The 16,012-nt window shown below is 41.1% G+C and carries 14 protein-coding genes; all 14 read left to right on the top strand.

The features are described 5' to 3' along the window. Window positions 1-63 precede the first annotated feature (63 nt). The 14 genes from EO116_RS03635 to EO116_RS03700 all read left to right on the top strand — a co-directional run bounded on the left by EO116_RS03635 (window position 64) and on the right by EO116_RS03700 (window position 15,955). On the top strand, window positions 64-261 hold the full coding sequence (locus tag EO116_RS03635; RefSeq protein WP_127160677.1) for a helix-turn-helix domain-containing protein: 198 nt from the start codon (window positions 64-66) through the stop codon (window positions 259-261). A 443-nt stretch (window positions 262-704) separates the two neighbouring features. Next, the gene (locus EO116_RS03640; protein WP_127160723.1) at window positions 705-1,310 is read left to right on the top strand and encodes a hypothetical protein; all 606 of its coding nucleotides are present in this window, start codon (window positions 705-707) and stop codon (window positions 1,308-1,310) included. 360 nt (window positions 1,311-1,670) lie between these two features. After that, the gene (locus EO116_RS03645) at window positions 1,671-2,276 is read left to right on the top strand and encodes a hypothetical protein (protein WP_127160724.1); all 606 of its coding nucleotides are present in this window, start codon (window positions 1,671-1,673) and stop codon (window positions 2,274-2,276) included. A 419-nt stretch (window positions 2,277-2,695) separates the two neighbouring features. Further along, the gene (mnmE, locus tag EO116_RS03650) at window positions 2,696-4,081 is read left to right on the top strand and encodes a tRNA uridine-5-carboxymethylaminomethyl(34) synthesis GTPase MnmE (protein ID WP_127160678.1); all 1,386 of its coding nucleotides are present in this window, start codon (window positions 2,696-2,698) and stop codon (window positions 4,079-4,081) included. Window positions 4,082-4,089: 8 nt separating this feature from the next. Beyond that, on the top strand, window positions 4,090-5,964 hold the full coding sequence (gene mnmG / locus EO116_RS03655; RefSeq protein WP_127160679.1) for a tRNA uridine-5-carboxymethylaminomethyl(34) synthesis enzyme MnmG: 1,875 nt from the start codon (window positions 4,090-4,092) through the stop codon (window positions 5,962-5,964). 1 nt (window position 5,965) lies between these two features. Further along, window positions 5,966-6,679: a 16S rRNA (guanine(527)-N(7))-methyltransferase RsmG gene (gene rsmG, locus EO116_RS03660; RefSeq protein WP_127160680.1), complete on the top strand. Its 714-nt coding sequence runs from the start codon at window positions 5,966-5,968 to the stop codon at window positions 6,677-6,679. A 142-nt stretch (window positions 6,680-6,821) separates the two neighbouring features. After that, entirely contained in the window at window positions 6,822-7,517 is a 696-nt protein-coding gene (locus EO116_RS03665) for a vitamin B12 dependent-methionine synthase activation domain-containing protein (protein ID WP_127160725.1), read from the top strand. Between the two features lie 372 nt (window positions 7,518-7,889). Beyond that, window positions 7,890-10,316, top strand: coding sequence for a homocysteine S-methyltransferase family protein (locus EO116_RS03670; protein WP_127160681.1), 2,427 nt, complete (start codon window positions 7,890-7,892; stop codon window positions 10,314-10,316). Window positions 10,317-11,018: 702 nt separating this feature from the next. Next, window positions 11,019-11,783, top strand: a complete 765-nt coding sequence (locus tag EO116_RS03675) for a ParA family protein (RefSeq protein ID WP_127160682.1) — start codon at window positions 11,019-11,021, stop codon at window positions 11,781-11,783. Continuing rightward, entirely contained in the window at window positions 11,773-12,642 is an 870-nt protein-coding gene (locus tag EO116_RS03680) for a ParB/RepB/Spo0J family partition protein (RefSeq protein WP_240629119.1), read from the top strand. Before EO116_RS03675 ends, EO116_RS03680 begins: the two co-directional genes overlap by 11 nt. An 11-nt stretch (window positions 12,643-12,653) precedes the next feature. Then, on the top strand, window positions 12,654-13,871 hold the full coding sequence (gene hydF, locus EO116_RS03685) for a [FeFe] hydrogenase H-cluster maturation GTPase HydF (RefSeq protein ID WP_127160683.1): 1,218 nt from the start codon (window positions 12,654-12,656) through the stop codon (window positions 13,869-13,871). Between the two features lie 11 nt (window positions 13,872-13,882). Beyond that, window positions 13,883-14,404 (top strand): DUF4446 family protein, encoded by a 522-nt coding sequence (locus tag EO116_RS03690; protein WP_127160684.1) that lies wholly within the window; start codon window positions 13,883-13,885, stop codon window positions 14,402-14,404. A 12-nt stretch (window positions 14,405-14,416) separates the two neighbouring features. Continuing rightward, window positions 14,417-15,367 (top strand): M23 family metallopeptidase, encoded by a 951-nt coding sequence (locus EO116_RS03695; RefSeq protein WP_127160685.1) that lies wholly within the window; start codon window positions 14,417-14,419, stop codon window positions 15,365-15,367. 9 nt (window positions 15,368-15,376) lie between these two features. Next, window positions 15,377-15,955, top strand: a complete 579-nt coding sequence (locus EO116_RS03700) for a cob(I)yrinic acid a,c-diamide adenosyltransferase (protein ID WP_127160686.1) — start codon at window positions 15,377-15,379, stop codon at window positions 15,953-15,955. The last annotated feature ends 57 nt before the right edge of the window (window positions 15,956-16,012 follow it).

Genomic DNA, 16,012 nt, shown 5'->3' on the forward strand with positions numbered 1-16,012 from the left:
AATTAGTGTGATTTCCTTTGTGTTATCTGTTTACACTTTATTAATCGTATTAGGAGTGCTGTAATGAAACTTGAGGATGTAATGACTACACAAGAAGCAGGCGAACGTTGGGGGATTCCTGCGGATTCAATTAAACAATGTTGCCTAAAGAGATATCCTAAAAAGCAGTTTACCGATGAGGAATGTCGCAAGTCTGGTAAGTCATGGTTAGTCACAGTAGCTGGCATGTCTCGATTATATGGAAAAGAAAAGAGTAAATAGACTAAAAGCCTACCACCTGCAATAGGTCGGTAGGCTTGTTTTTATTTAATTTTAAATAATATAAATGCACTCTAATTCGTTCTAGTTTATTTGAGGTTGCTCAACTATTGCTCAACCTGTATCATTGAGAATGTGATAACATTAATGGTTAGGAGGAACCATCAACTATACAGTGGTTATGTTTGTTCAGGGGTATGTTACGGGCTTCTGTATTTGTGTGATTTAGGTAGTAGGGAATGCCACAAAGGCTACTACTCGTAAAGGCGTTCCTCAGGGGTATTAATATGTAAATGATATGTCTTATCTAATATGAATGCGTAAAAGGTCTGTATATTATGAGAAATTCATACTTTTATATTCTTTACAATGATAATTGATATTGTTATACTTTAACAGTATAAATTTTTGTTTTGGTATTATTGGATAAGGAGTGTCATGTGACGATGAAAAGTTCAGGACAAAAACAGTTTAAGAGCAAGTACCATATTTTAGTATGGATTGCTCTATTATCATTAGCACTGATTGGTATGGTTGAGTATGGATATTATTTACAAAATAGACCTCCGTTTAAATGGCAGATTTATTTAGGTTTGATTCCATTTTCATCTTGGGTGATATTAACGTATTTGACAACAAAACCAAAATGGTTTACTACACGTTATAATGTAGGTGAAATGTACAAGGTGCACCGTATTGTGGGTATTGTAGTAACGGCAATGCTAGGTATTCACTGGTATGAATATTTTGGTCATGCTAAAACAGCTTTAGGCTGGTGGGGTGGCTATGTATCTCTTGTAGGGATGTTTATTGCCTTCCTAGTAGGGATTTTATTCCTAACACCATGGTTTAAAGGAATTGCTACATCTATGCCTCGTAAAGCAGCGGTTTGGATTCATAGATTGAATTTGGTAGCTTTAATTGGTGCTAATATTCACGTACATGGATTTAAACGTTTATCTGCGATGGTTCCATTCTTACAAGTATATGATGTACTTACGTATGGATTGGTGATTTACTATATTTATTGGATGATTAAGAAAAGAAACTAAGTCGTCACTTGTTCCGCTATGTAGCCTGTGGCGTTCGTAACTGAATATGATAAAGGGAAGAGCACAGCATACCCCCTCTCAAACGGTATTTCATAATGTTTGTTCGGGGGCACGCCGTGCTCTTCTTGTGTTTGTGCAATTTTGTCACTAAGACTCGCCACAAGGCTACTACGCCTAACGGCACTCCTCAGGGATAGTAATATGTAAATGATATGTCTTATCTAATATGAATGCGTAAAAGGTCTGTATATTATGAGAAATTCATACGTTTCTATTCTTTACAATGATAATTGATATTGTTATACTTTAACAGTATAAATTTTTATTTTGGTATTATTGGATAAGGAGTGTCATGTGACGATGGAAAGTTCAGGACAAAAACAGTTTAAGAGCAAGTACCATATTTTAGTATGGATTGCTCTATTATCATTAGCACTGATTGGTATGGTTGAGTATGGATATTATTTACAAAATAGACCTCCATTCAAATGGCAGATTTATTTAGGTTTAATTCCATTTTCATCTTGGGTAGTGTTGACGTACCTTGCGACAAAACCAAAATGGTTTACTACACGTTATAATGTAGGTGAAATGTACAAGGTACATCGTATTGTGGGTATTGTAGTAACTGCTATGTTAGGTGTTCACTGGTACGTATATTTTGGTCATGCTAAAACAGCATTAGGCTGGTGGGGCGGCTACGTAGCTCTTGTAGGGATGTTTATTGCTTTCCTAGTAGGAATTCTGTTCTTAACTCCATGGTTTAAAGGTATTGCTACATCCATGCCTCGTAAAGCAGCGGTTTGGATTCATAGATTGAATTTAGTAGCGTTAATTGGTGCTAATATTCACGTACATGGATTTAAACGATTATCTGCTATGGTTCCATTCTTACAAGTATATGATGTACTTACATATGGACTAGTGATCTATTATATCTATTGGATACTTAAGAAAAGAAACTAAGTCGTCACTTATTCCGCTATGTAGCCTGTGGCATTTGTAACTGAATAGGGCAAAGGGAAGAGCACGGTATACCCCTCACAAACGGTATTTCATAATGTTTGTTCGGGGCACACCGTGCTCTTCTTGTCTTTGTGTGATTTAAGTAGTTAAGGAACGCCACAAAGGCTACTACTCGTAATGGCGTTCCTCAGGGAGTTTTCTCCTATCTATCATTGATGTTACTTTGGTTGCGTGATATAATTTATATAAGGCCACAAGGCCTTTTCTTTTTATATGAAATGGTATTACTCGATGTCAGGAATGTTTTTTACTAGTATCATAATGATATGTTACTGATACTATGTCTATATGGTATCCCTATAAAGGATATGTACTAGATATACCTTAAAACGACGGCATTGATGTAGACAGGAGATACTATGTTTTTAGATGACACGATTGCAGCGATTGCGACGGCTCCAGGGATTGGCGGCATTGGTATTATCCGCGTCAGTGGTCCTGAGGCTTGTGATGTTGTGAATCGTATCTTTCACAGTAAGCAATCTGTGCCACTTGGTGAGCGTCAGACGCGGACGATCCATTATGGTCATATTGTCCATCCTAAGACGGGCAAAACTTTGGATGAGGTCATCGTGGTGTTGATGAAAGGTCCTCATTCCTATACGGCAGAGGATGTGGTAGAGATTCAATGTCATGGCGGGTTTGTGTCGGTCCGTGAAATACTGAAAGTCCTTCTTTCAGAGGGGGTACGTCAGGCGGAAGAAGGGGAGTTTACGAAGCGAGCGTTCTTGAATGGTCGCATTGATTTAACCCAAGCGGAAGCCATCATTGACATTATTGATGCGAAGACGGAGCAATCTTTGGAAGTGGCAGTGAATCAACTAGACGGCACCTTGTCCAAGTATATTCGCTCTTTACGGGATGAGTTAATTGCTATGATTGCCCACTTAGAGGTAACCATCGATTACCCAGAGGAAGATATTGAAGAGGTGTCGGCTCAAGAGGTACGGACGGGTTTAGAGCCCATCCTTGAGAAGATGGATACCTTATTGGCGACAGCACAGCGTGGAAAATTATTGCGTGACGGAGTGATGGTGTCCATCATCGGTCGTCCTAATGCGGGCAAATCTAGCTTGATGAATGCCTTACTTCGTGAAGACCGTGCCATTGTGACGAACATTCCAGGCACGACCCGTGATAGTATTGAAGAATTTTTAACCATCCAAGGGATTCCCGTGCGCTTAATTGATACCGCAGGGATTCGTGAGACTGAAGATATTGTAGAAAGTATGGGCGTTGAAAAAGCACGTCAGTACTTAGATAAAGCAGATGTGGTGGTCCTTGTCATTGATGGGTCTAAACCATTAGAACCGGAAGAACAAGAGTTGCTACAGCTCATTACGAATCGTCCAAGTATTATCTTCTTGAATAAAGCAGACCAAGCGCAATGTGTTAGCAAAGAAGAGATTGCAGCACTGGGGACTTTCACAGAGATTGTCACCATCAGCGCGGCCCAAGGGGAAGGGATGGATGAGATGGCGAAGGTCATTACATCCTTGGTGCAAGGAGGTTCTGTGCAAGCCAGTCATGAGGCGATGCTCAGCAATGTGCGCCACATTACCTTGATGGAACAGGCGAAAGTTAGCTTGGACCAATCTATTCTTGCCATAGATAGCGGTATGCCTATCGATTTAATCGTCACGGACATTCGCGTTGCTTGGGAGCTACTGGGTGATATTACTGGTGAAAGTTTACGTGAATCCATGGTGGATGAATTATTTAAACGATTCTGTTTAGGAAAATAGGAGAATACATGTATTTAGTAGATACGTATGATGTGATCGTCATTGGCGGTGGTCATGCTGGTTGTGAGGCTGCTTTAGCCACAGCTCGCATGGGGCACCGTACCTTGATGGCCACATTGAATTTAGATAACATTGCCCTTATGCCATGTAACCCAGCGATTGGGGGACCTGGTAAAAGTCATCTAGTGTGCGAGCTAGATGCATTGGGCGGTGAAATGGGCATTAATGCAGATGCGACAGCCATTCAAATGCGCATGCTCAATACGGGAAAAGGACCTGCGGTACATTCCCTGCGGGCCCAATCCGATAAAGTTGCTTACCAACGCCGTATGAAAGAAGTCTTAGAAAACACTGAGAATCTCAATGTGAAGCAAATCATGGTCAATGAATTGCTTATCGAAGACGGTGTTGTGAAAGGTATTGTGTCTGAACTTGGGGAAGTATACCAAGCCAAGACCATCATCTTATGTACAGGTACGTACTTAAAAGGCAAGATTATTACTGGTGAGTTGGCGTATACAGGGGGTCCTAATGGACAGCGAACAGCGGAGTTGTTGTCTCAATCGTTATTGAATCACGGCATTAAGCTGATGCGATTCAAAACAGGCACACCAGCTCGTGTCGATAAACGAACCTTGCACACAGAGAATATGGAAATGCAACCTGGTGACTCTCACCATAGAGCATTCTCCTTTATGTCTGATTGGATTGACCGTAATGAGCAAGTATGTTGGTTGACTTTCACCAATCAGGAAACACACGATATCATTCGTGGCAATTTACATCGTGCCCCTATGTATACGGGCGTCATTGAAGGGACGGGTCCAAGATATTGTCCATCCATCGAAGATAAAGTGGTTCGTTTTGAAGATAAACAACGCCATCAATTATTCGTGGAACCAGAGGGCAATCATACTAACGAAATGTACGTCCAAGGTATGAGTACAAGCTTACCAATCGATGTGCAATACGCATTCCTACGCACTATCCCTGGTTTGGAAGATGTAGAAATCATGCGTCCTGCTTACGCCATTGAATACGATTGCTTAGATCCATTGCAATTGACACCTGCTTTACAAGTGAAGCATATCCAAGGTTTGTATTCTGCAGGTCAAGCGAACGGTACATCTGGCTATGAAGAAGCGGCCGCACAAGGCTTGATGGCAGGTATCAATGCAGCCTTATGGTTAGAAGGAAAAGAGCCATTTATCTTATCTCGTTCCGAAGGCTACATCGGTGTGCTTATCGATGATTTGGTAACGAAAGGAACGAAGGAACCGTACCGCATGATGACGAGCCGCAGTGAATATCGCTTGTTACTTCGTCAAGACAATGCAGATATGCGCTTAACAGAAAAAGGCTATGAAATTGGACTTGTTAAGGAAGAACGATATAGAGCTTTCAAAGAGAAACAAGGTAAGATCGAAGAGGCGATTCAATTACTAGCGGATACACCTGTAAATCCTAGCGAAGAAACGCAACAAATCTTAGATCGTATTGGTACACCTCGCATCAAAACGGGCATCAAGGCTTACGATTTGGTGAAACGTAACGAACTATCCTATGGAGTAGTGGCAGAGGCATTCGGATTGCCTCGCTACGAAGCGCCGGTGGAAGAAGAAATCGATATTACCATCACCTATGATGGCTATATTAAAAAACAGCTAGAGCAAGTAGAAAAGGTGCGCAAGTTAGAGGCCAAAATTATTCCTCAAGACTGGGATTATACCTCTATGAAAGGTGTATCCTTAGAGGCCATCCAAAAATTAAATGCCATTCGCCCCCATTCCATTGGTCAGGCTAGCCGTATTTCTGGGGTGTCTCCTGCGGACATTTCGGTGCTCTTAGTGCAAATTGAGCAGTACTACCGTGAAAGAGGTTAATATGACATTTTCAAACTATGTGAGGGCCCACACCACAACCTATGGGTTAGACCTCACAGATGCACAAATTGACCTACTACAACGGTTTTACGAACACGTAGTGACCACTAATGAGCACATGAACTTAACGGGTATTACGGAGCCAGAAGAGTTTGCTTTAAAACATGTGGTAGATTCTCTATCTTGTTATGACCCTAAATATTTTACAAAGGGTGCGACGGTCATTGATTTAGGTACAGGAGCCGGCTTTCCAGGCATTCCACTCGGGATATACGATCCGTCCTTGCAGATTACTTTATTTGATTCCTTGCAAAAGCGATTGCGTTTTTTAGATGGTGTCATTGAGGACTTAGACTTACAAGGATTACAAACTTTACATGGCCGTGCAGAAGATTTGGCACATCAAGAGTACCGGGAATCTTTCGATCTTCTCACTAGCCGTGCGGTGGCTCGTTTATCCATCTTATTGGAATGGGGATTGCCTTACGTGAAAGTAGGAGGCTACATGGTGGCTTTAAAAGGCTCCATCGTGAAAGAAGAACTAGAGGAAAGTAAACGTGCTTTATCCATCCTGGGCGGTGAAATCGTAAAGGTGAAAGAAGTGACATTACCTACCTTGGATGACAAGCGGGCTATCGTGTATATCAAAAAGGTAAAGCCTACGGCTAAGAAATACCCTCGAAAACCAAAAGAGATTAAAACAAAGCCTTTATAGCTTTGTACTATAACTTATAATAAAATATAGAAAATGCTTATAAGTATGAACTATGGTATACTTAATAAGTACTCTTTTACATGTGCGGTCACGTTGTGTTCGCACATGTTTTATATTTGCAATACAAGATTGAGGTGAGATGATGGCAATCTATAACGGACGATTACCAAAACTCAATGAAGATGAAATAAAACGATACTCCGGGTTAAAACATGCGGAGGGCTTTCCAGAGCAGTATGTGAAAGAAGCTGCCTTAGAAGTGCAATTGGTGGCAGAACCTCGTGGTGTGTACCAATGCTATGATTACGACCCAGAGACACATACCATACTCAGTGATCCACCGATGGTGCTAGATGCGACGGGTATCATCCGTCATTTAGGAAATGCTAAAAAAGTATATGTGTTGGCTGTCACAATAGGAGAAGCAGTAGAAGAACGCAGTTCTGCTTTATTTAAAGAAGGCAAATCTACACTAGGTCTCCTCGTGGATGCAGCGGCTACAACGGCAGTAGAACAAGTGGCAGATCAGGTAAACGAACTCATCGACCGAGAGGCGAAAAAACAAGGTTTTAAAACGACATGGCGTTTTAGCCCAGGCTATGGCAATTGGCCTGTCACAGTACAGCAAGAATTTGCTAAGATTATTAAAACAGAAGAAATCGGATTGACGGTGACAGACACAAGTATGCTATTTCCACGTAAATCGGTAACAGCTATCGTGGGCTGTCAAACCGCCGATGAAGAAGGACCAAAAACGCAACGAGGTTGCACATCTTGTAGCCAAGTGGGGTGTGCGTCCCGTAAAGTACCGGAAAAGGGAACTACATCATGTATTTAAGTAAACATACCATTTGTGATAGATACTACTGAAAAGATATCCTATGTAGGATATTTTTATGATAGTTGTACTTTTTACAATATAATTGATATTTTTGTAAGGTATAATAACTATTAGTAATACTATCATTGGTATACAGTGTTAATCAGTATAAGTTTCTATAGTAGTTGTGTATGGCTTAGCTGCTGTAGAGGTACTTTATATCATACTGATAACTGTAAGATGCTAACAAAAAAACTTTGATTAAGAATAATAATTAGATGTATAGATAAGTAATATGGTGTATGAACCTACAGGGAAGAGTAGATGCATACCCATGTGAAGTATATTGCCTTGGGCGAGCAATGTGCCTGATACATAAGTGAGGGACATATGGTATATATTATAGATGGCGGCATGGGTACCATGCTGCAGGCGGCAGGTCTTGGTGACGGGGCTTGTCCAGAATTATTTAACGTAGAACATCCGGACGTGGTGGAGCATATCCATGCAGAATATTTACGTCACGGTAGCGATATTATTACGACTAACACCTTTGGTGGGACAGTTTTAAAACTGGATGAATACCAATTGGGTCATCGTATGGATGAAATCAATCGTGCCGCTGTGAAAGTCGCACAAGCGGCTCGTGATAAGATTAATCCGAATGCGAAAATTGCAGGGGATATGGGTCCTAGTGGTCGCTTTATGGCACCATTAGGGGTAGCCCAATTTGATGAAATTTATGAGACTTTCAAAGATCAAGCAAGAGCCCTTATCGATGCCGGTGTAGATTACCTGATTATTGAAACGATCATCGATATCCAAGAAATGCGTGCTGCTTTATTGGGTGCCAAAGATGCTCGTGAAGAGTTAGGAAAAACAAAAGACGATGTGAAAATCATCTGTCAGTTTTCTTTCAGTGAAGATGGTCGTACCATCACAGGTACACCACCAGAAGCAGCAGCGATCTTGATGGATGCTATGGAAGCAGATATTGTAGGTATTAACTGTTCCTTGGGACCTGAACAATTATTGCCGCTCGTAGAACGTATGGCAGCGGTAACGAACTTGCCAATCAGCATTCAGCCAAATGCTGGGATGCCACAACTCGTAGGGAAAGAAACGATCTTCCCATTGGGACCAGAAGAAATGGGCGAATATGCGCCTCGTTTCCTCGATGCAGGGGCGACCTACCTAGGCGCTTGTTGCGGTAGTACACCAAAACATATCGAGGCCATCGCTAAAGCAGCACGAGCACACACACCAGCAGAACGACCATATGTAGAACCGTTTACTGCTTTCACAAGCCGAACTAGCGTAGTGAAAGTAGGTTTACAAGAAAAACCAATCATCATTGGGGAACGCATAAACCCAACAGGACGTAAGGTGTTAGCGGAAGAAATCCGCAAGGGTAGCTTCTTAATGGTGAAAAAAGATGCCTTAGCCCAAGTAGAAGCAGGGGCAGACGTGTTGGATGTGAACATGGGTGTCACAGGCGTTGATCCAGGGGAAACGATGAAACGAGCTATCGAAGAATTAACGATGCTTGTGGAGGTTCCTTTATCCATCGATACATTGGATCCAGTGGCGATGGAAGCAGGTTTGAAAGCTTATCCAGGTCGTCCATTGTTGAACTCTGTGAACGCAGAGCCAGAGCAATTGGAAGCGGTATTACCATTAGCAAAACGCTATGGCGCAGCGTTATTATGCTTGCCATTAGGTAAAAAAGAATTACCAGAAACGGCAGAAGAGCGTGTGTCTTTAGCAAAAGAAATCGTCTTAGAAGCATATAACTATGGATTACGACCAAATGATTTATTGCTAGATCCATTGGTGTTGACCTTAGCAAGTAGCCAACATGCAGCACGAGAAACCTTAAAAACATTAAAACTCTACGCTGAAACATTTGGTTTCCCAACGGTGATGGGCTTGTCCAATATATCCTTTGGATTGCCACAACGGGCGTACTTGAATGCACAATTCTTGACGATGGCATTGAGCAACGGTTTGACATGCCCTATCATGAACCCAATGAATGAAATCGTACGAAAAGCGTTCATTACAGGTCGTACCTTCATGGGATTTGACCCAGCAGCGGCGGACTTCATTGCTGAGTACGGTGATGACGATGAAAACGCAGTGGTGACGAAAAAAGTGAAAGCTGCAGCGGAAGCCTTCCATAGTGATGACCCGATTGAATGTATTAAACATGCCGTAGAGCAAGGTGAAAAAGAAGCGGTTGTACCGTTGGTAAAGGAAGCCTTAGCACAAGGCCTAGATCCACTAGAGGTGACTCGTAGAGGTTTATCCGATGCTATGGCAGTAGTTGGTGAAAAGTTCGGCTCTGGTAAAGCGTTCTTGCCACAAGTTATGCTAGCTGCAGAAACGATGCAAGCGGCTTTCACAACGATTAAGGAAGTGTTACCAGAAGGTACTGCAGAGAAGAAAGCGACGATTATCTTAGCTACAGTAAAGGGTGACATTCACGATTTAGGTAAAAACATCGTGTCTGCTTTATTAGAAAACAATGGATACCAAATCGTGGACTTAGGAAAAGATGTATCTCCAGAAGAAATCGTTGCAGCAGCGAAAGAACACAATGCACCAATTATCGGTATAGCATCCTTGATGACTACAACGATGCCGATGATTAATGAAACCATTGCGGCAGTACGTGAAGCTGGCGTCAATGCGAAGGTTCTTGTAGGCGGTGCGGTATTGTCCCAAGCCTATGCAGATGAAGCTGGAGCTGATTCCTATGCGAAAGATGGTATCTCTGCGGTGAATATCGTAAAAGGGCTATTGGGTGATGAGTAATACCAATTTCTATCTATGGCATCGCATAGCATAGCATAAAGTAATTAGGTGTCAGATGCCATAAAAACTATTACATATTAATTACTATAAAAATCTATTGAGCATTAGATAGCATAAAGAGATACTATCTGATAAATAATAGTATGACAATATTATAAAAATATAAGTGACATGTGACATCATGTGTTACAGACTAGAGAGGAACGTTGAACAGATTAGGTCAACGTTCCTTTTTTGTTCTATAATAGATATTATTTTTGGGAAGTATATACAAGTTTCTTTGGGGTATTATCCAATAGATTGCTAGATTGTTTCACGTGAAACAATTAAGCGGACAATAGGTACAGTGTTTCACGTGAAACATTACTATAAGGTCATAGGTGTATAGAACAATTAAAGGGTATGTTGATGTATATCGTAGTTAAAAAGATAACTAGCCCGTAGGAGGGTGATCTAGTGCTTATGTATGTTATAGCTTGTGAGGTACTATGAGAAGGTATAGTAGGGAATTCTTATAGATTGCATATATAATGTTTCACGTGAAACAATGAATGAAATATATATGGGATGACATAAACGTTGCTCTGTTTCACGTGAAACAGTAAAAATATATAAAAAAGATGAGGAAATACGGGTGTCTTTCATAAAAAACACAACAATCTATGTTATAATGTGATAAGACGATAAGAAAGAGGTGAAATCATGGCTAGAATTATTGCCGTAGCCAACCAAAAGGGCGGTGTTGGTAAAACGACAACTGCTGTTAATTTGAGCGCTTGTTTGGCTGTAGAAGGGAAACGAGTGCTCTTATTAGACTTAGATCCTCAAGGGAACGCCACAAGTGGTCTAGGGATTGATAAAGAAGAGATCACACAAGGTGTATATGAAATGCTTGTGGATGAAGTACCAATCACAGATATTATAGAAAACACCGTGATAGATACATTACAGATTGCACCCACAACCATCGATTTAGCAGGAGCTGAGGTAGACCTAGTAGCGATGGAAGACAAAGGCTACACGTTGAAACAATGTATGGCACCTATCGTAGATGACTATGACTATATTATTATTGACTGTCCTCCTTCCTTAGGTATGTTGACAATCAATGCCTTAACCGCCTCTAATAGCGTATTAATCCCTATACAAACAGAGTTCTATGCCTTAGAGGGTGTGAGCCAATTGGTGAAGACTATCGAATTAGTACAAGAAGAACTAAACACAGAGTTAGAATTAGAAGGTGTTGTGCTGACCATGTATAATGGTAGAACTAAATTAGCGGTACAAGTGGCAGAGGAAGTAACGAATTACTTTGGCGATGCTGTGTACAGCACAACGATACCACGAAATGTGAAATTGGGAGAAGCTCCTAGCCATGGATTGCCAGTAGTTATCTATGATAAGCGGTCTAAAGGGGCTGAAGTATATTGTGCCTTAGCACGGGAGGTAATTGAGCGTGGAGCTTAAAAAAACAAAAGGTGGCCTTGGTAAAGGATTAGGATCTTTTGGATTGTCTGGTTCTTTTAAGGACGGTCATAGAAGTGGCTATGAACTGGATATTACTAAAATACAACCTAACCCGAATCAGCCTCGTAAGCGCTTTACAGAAGAGGATATGGAAACTCTAGTGGCATCGATTCAGGCCCATGGATTGATTGCCCCTATTGCGGTTCGCAAAGTAGATGACCATTATGAAATCGTAGCTGGTGAACGTCGTTGGCGTGCGTGCCAACAAGCGGGATTGACTAAAATTCCTGTGGTGGTCCGTGACTATACGACAGAAGAAGTGAGTGAAATTGCTTTAGTAGAAAACTTGCAACGGCAAAATCTAAACCCTATCGAAGAAGCTTTTGGATATCAGTACTTAATGGATACTTTCAAAAAAACACAGGAAGAAATTGCTATGACCGTAGGCCGTAGTCGTTCTTATGTAGCAAATATTGTGCGATTATTGCAATTGCCGGAGTTTTTACAACAAGAGTTAGAAACAAGTATGCTAACGGTAGGGCAAGCAAGACCCTTATTGGCGCTAGACGGAGAACATTTACAATTACAAGCCTTAGAACGGATTAAGGAAAAAGATTTAAATGCCCGTCAAGTCGAACAACTAGTAAAAGAGCTACAGGCTGGCAAGAAACGCTTAACATCGACTCAGCCTCAACCAACGGCGGAGTTGCGCAAGTTAATGCAACGATTGAAAGATAGTTTAGGAACTCCAGTAGATATTCGTTTAAAGAATACGAAAAAAATTCAAGGTACTATCGAGGTTTCTTTCAAAAGTGAAGAAGAATTGATGCGTTTAATTAGCTATATTGAAAGCGAATAGAAAGGACGTCTATGGTATTAGAAACAACTAGAGGGAATCGCTTGCACATAGGCTTTTTTGGGCGCTGTAATGCAGGTAAATCTACCTTGATTAACACGCTAACAGAGCAACAGATTTCCTTAGTGTCTCCCATTGCGGGGACTACGACGGATCCAGTGTCTAAAGGGATGGAACTATTGCCATTAGGGCCTGTGATGATTGTAGATACGGCAGGTATTGATGATACATCGGAATTAGGCTTATTGCGGGTAGAAAAAACGAAACAAGTATTGCCAACGATGAATTTAGCCGTGTATATGTTGCGTACAGATATTGAGCCCATACCAGAAGATATAGATTGGTTACAACAACTACAAAGTAGCCATATACCTACGTTGGTGGTCATCAATGAAGTAGGAGGGAACAAAGGTTCTGAATTTGTCAAATTCCATGGAGAATTACAACCTTATACGTCGCAGGTAGTAATAGCAGATGTCAACGATAGAGCAAATCGCATGACGTTGCTAGAGGCATTAAGCAAATTAAAACCTGTCGATGAGGATGTACAATCTTTATTAGGCGGTTATATTGAAGAAAAAGATGTATTTGTGTTAGTATGTCCTATTGACGAATCAGCTCCAAAAGGTCGTATTATTTTGCCACAAGTGCAAATGATTCGAGAAATTTTGGACTATCACGGTATGGCTATGGTGTGCCAAGTAGAAGAACTAGCCACGACGTTGGAGCAACTACATAAGCCACCAAAATTAGTCATTACTGACTCCCAAGCCTTTGAGGCGGCGAGTCAAATTGTGCCGGAGGAGATAGGTTTAACAAGTTTTTCTATCTTAATGGCGCGCTTTAAAGGGAAATTAAAAGATTTAGTGGCAGGTGTACATGCTATAGACCAATTGCGAGCGGGCTCCAAAGTGTTGATTAGTGAAGGTTGTACACATCGTCAACAATGTGAAGATATTGGAACCGTAAAAATTCCGAGATGGCTAACAGCAAAAGGATATACAGACTTAGAACTAGAGTGGACCAGCGGTGGACATTTCCCTCATGACGTATCTAAGTATGATGTTATCATTCATTGTGGTGGCTGTATGTTGACACGTCGAGAGGTATTACGTCGTATTGATGTAGCCTCTGTGCAAGGGGTTCCTATCGTCAACTACGGTGTATTGATAGCCTCTTTGCATGGCATTTTACAACGTGCTATCAAGCCATTTGAACATGAATTAGAATAGAAAGGATTATTGTGTTAGAACAACTATTACCTTGGTTACCATGGGTATTAGCAGGGATTATTGTACTGCTAGTATTACATGCATTCAGTTTACATATCCGAGTGAGTCGCCTAACCAAGCGCTATCGATACTTTATGGATGGCGAAAATGGTCAGAGTATTGAGCGACGCCTTGCCATTGAAGTGAAAGAATTACGAGATATGGCAAGCACTTGGCAAACGATTTTATCAGAACAAAAAGTGATTCAATCTACACAGGCACAAACATTTCAGCATATTGGATTTGTGAAATATAATGCCTTTGAAAACATTGGTAATGAATTATCCTTTTCCTTAACATTATTAGATGGCAATTTCAATGGTATTGTTATTTCTAGTGTGTATGGAAGAAATGAATCACGTATTTTTACGAAACCAATTGTGAATGGTAAAAGTTTAGCCAGTCTTTCACAAGAAGAATTAGCTAGCTTGCAATCTGCTATGGGACAACGAAGTAATGGAGATGTGTTAGCTAGTTCTTCTGTGTCAGCATAGAAAGGATGTTATATGCAAATACCTAAGTGGTTGCAGTCACATCTAGAGCAACATGGTGATGACTGGAATTTGCGGTTTACAAAACAGAACATTAAGACCATAGCCATTATAGTCATTGCTATTTTAGTGATTTTGCTAGGATTTGGTATCTGGGGGATTGCACGACAAGTAGAAGTCTTGCAATTACGCCAAGAAAATCAATTACAAAAAGAGCAATTAAAACTATTGGATCAAAAGGTAGAAGTCTTAGATAAAAAAATGAAGACTTTGGATGAGTTAGATCAAAATATTAGAAATATGATTAAAGGTACAGAGTCGGGTACAGTACCAAAAACAGATGGTAGCACTCAAAGCAAAGAAGAGAAAGAGGACCCTTCTCCCAAAAGCGTAAATAAGACTTTCACAACAACCCAATTATCTGCTCGTATATCTAGCTTAGACCGTCAAGCACAACGTCGTCTGGTATCTATGTATACTCTCTACAATGTTCTTAAAGATGGAGTGGGTAAAGATATTCGAGAATTGCAATCTATGTTAGCTACGGAGGGCGATGCGGCGGATGCCAATAGTCATATGCCATCCATTTGGCCCGCCAAAGGCGTTATTAGCTCTACTTTTGGGGCACGACAAGACCCTGTGTACGGTGGAGGAGCTTTCCATGAAGGCTTAGATATCGCTAACGATGTAGGTACTACGATTGTAGCCACTGCGGCAGGTACTGTGACCTATGCAGGGTATAATGGCGGCTATGGTAATGAAATAGAAATCGATCATGGCAATGGATTTGTGACAAAATATGGGCATAATTCAGCGCTCCTAGTACAAGTAGGAATGACTGTGAAAAAAGGACAATCCATTGCACTCATGGGAAGTACTGGTAAAAGTACGGGTAGTCATGTTCACTATGAAGTGCGTGTGAATGGTGTGGCTACAGATCCATTATTGTTTTTGCCCATTCAATAGGAGGCAATTATGAAATCCTATGTACAAGTTTATACAGGTGATGGCAAGGGAAAAACAACCGCAGCCATCGGTCTAGCCGTACGTGCGGCTGGAGTAGGCAAGAAAGTGCTGCTTCTTCAATTTATGAAATCTAAGGTATATTCAGAACATGCCGTATTAGATCAATTAGAGCCTATCACAGTAGAAACAGTAGGAAAACCATTCTTTATCATTCCAGAAGGTATGAAAAGCGAAGAAGAGTTGCGCCGATGGGGGGATGATGTGGTGGTCTTTCCTAAAGGGCAACCCCCACAAGAATACAAAGATTTGATTCACATCGGTCAAGAGAGAGCTCTACAAGCTGTGGCTACGGGAGATTTTGATATTGTCATTTTAGATGAATACAATATGGCCCTATTTTTCGGTTTAATCGATGAAGCAGAAGGGCGCGCGTTACTAGCGGCTCGCAATCCTGATGTTGAACTCGTATTTACTGGCCGTGGTGCTCCTCAATGGTTATTGGATGAAGCGGACTTAGTCACCGTCATGGAGGCGTACCGTCATTATTATGATCAAGGTGTAGAAGCTCGTCTTGGTATTGAGCATTAAGGGCAAAGAATGTTATAATTTAAGTATGTATATCGTATAACATACTGAAAGGTAGGT

The sequence above is a fragment of the Veillonella sp. VA137 genome, from assembly GCF_003992015.1.
Taxonomy (GTDB): Bacteria; Bacillota; Negativicutes; order Veillonellales; family Veillonellaceae; genus F0422.

Bases quoted from the DNA above. Each gene is read 5' to 3' on its own strand.
- EO116_RS03645 (WP_127160724.1), top strand. From the start codon at position 1,671: ATGGAAAGTTCAGGACAAAAACAGTTTAAGAGCAAGTACCATATTTTA.
- EO116_RS03695 (WP_127160685.1), top strand. From the start codon at position 14,417: ATGCAAATACCTAAGTGGTTGCAGTCACATCTAGAGCAACATGGTGAT.
- EO116_RS03665 (WP_127160725.1), top strand. From the start codon at position 6,822: ATGGCAATCTATAACGGACGATTACCAAAACTCAATGAAGATGAAATA.
- rsmG (WP_127160680.1), top strand. From the start codon at position 5,966: ATGACATTTTCAAACTATGTGAGGGCCCACACCACAACCTATGGGTTA.
- EO116_RS03640 (WP_127160723.1), top strand. From the start codon at position 705: ATGAAAAGTTCAGGACAAAAACAGTTTAAGAGCAAGTACCATATTTTA.
- mnmG (WP_127160679.1), top strand. From the start codon at position 4,090: ATGTATTTAGTAGATACGTATGATGTGATCGTCATTGGCGGTGGTCAT.
- EO116_RS03670 (WP_127160681.1), top strand. From the start codon at position 7,890: ATGGTATATATTATAGATGGCGGCATGGGTACCATGCTGCAGGCGGCA.
- hydF (WP_127160683.1), top strand. From the start codon at position 12,654: ATGGTATTAGAAACAACTAGAGGGAATCGCTTGCACATAGGCTTTTTT.
- EO116_RS03675 (WP_127160682.1), top strand. From the start codon at position 11,019: ATGGCTAGAATTATTGCCGTAGCCAACCAAAAGGGCGGTGTTGGTAAA.
- EO116_RS03635 (WP_127160677.1), top strand. From the start codon at position 64: ATGAAACTTGAGGATGTAATGACTACACAAGAAGCAGGCGAACGTTGG.
- EO116_RS03700 (WP_127160686.1), top strand. From the start codon at position 15,377: ATGAAATCCTATGTACAAGTTTATACAGGTGATGGCAAGGGAAAAACA.
- mnmE (WP_127160678.1), top strand. From the start codon at position 2,696: ATGTTTTTAGATGACACGATTGCAGCGATTGCGACGGCTCCAGGGATT.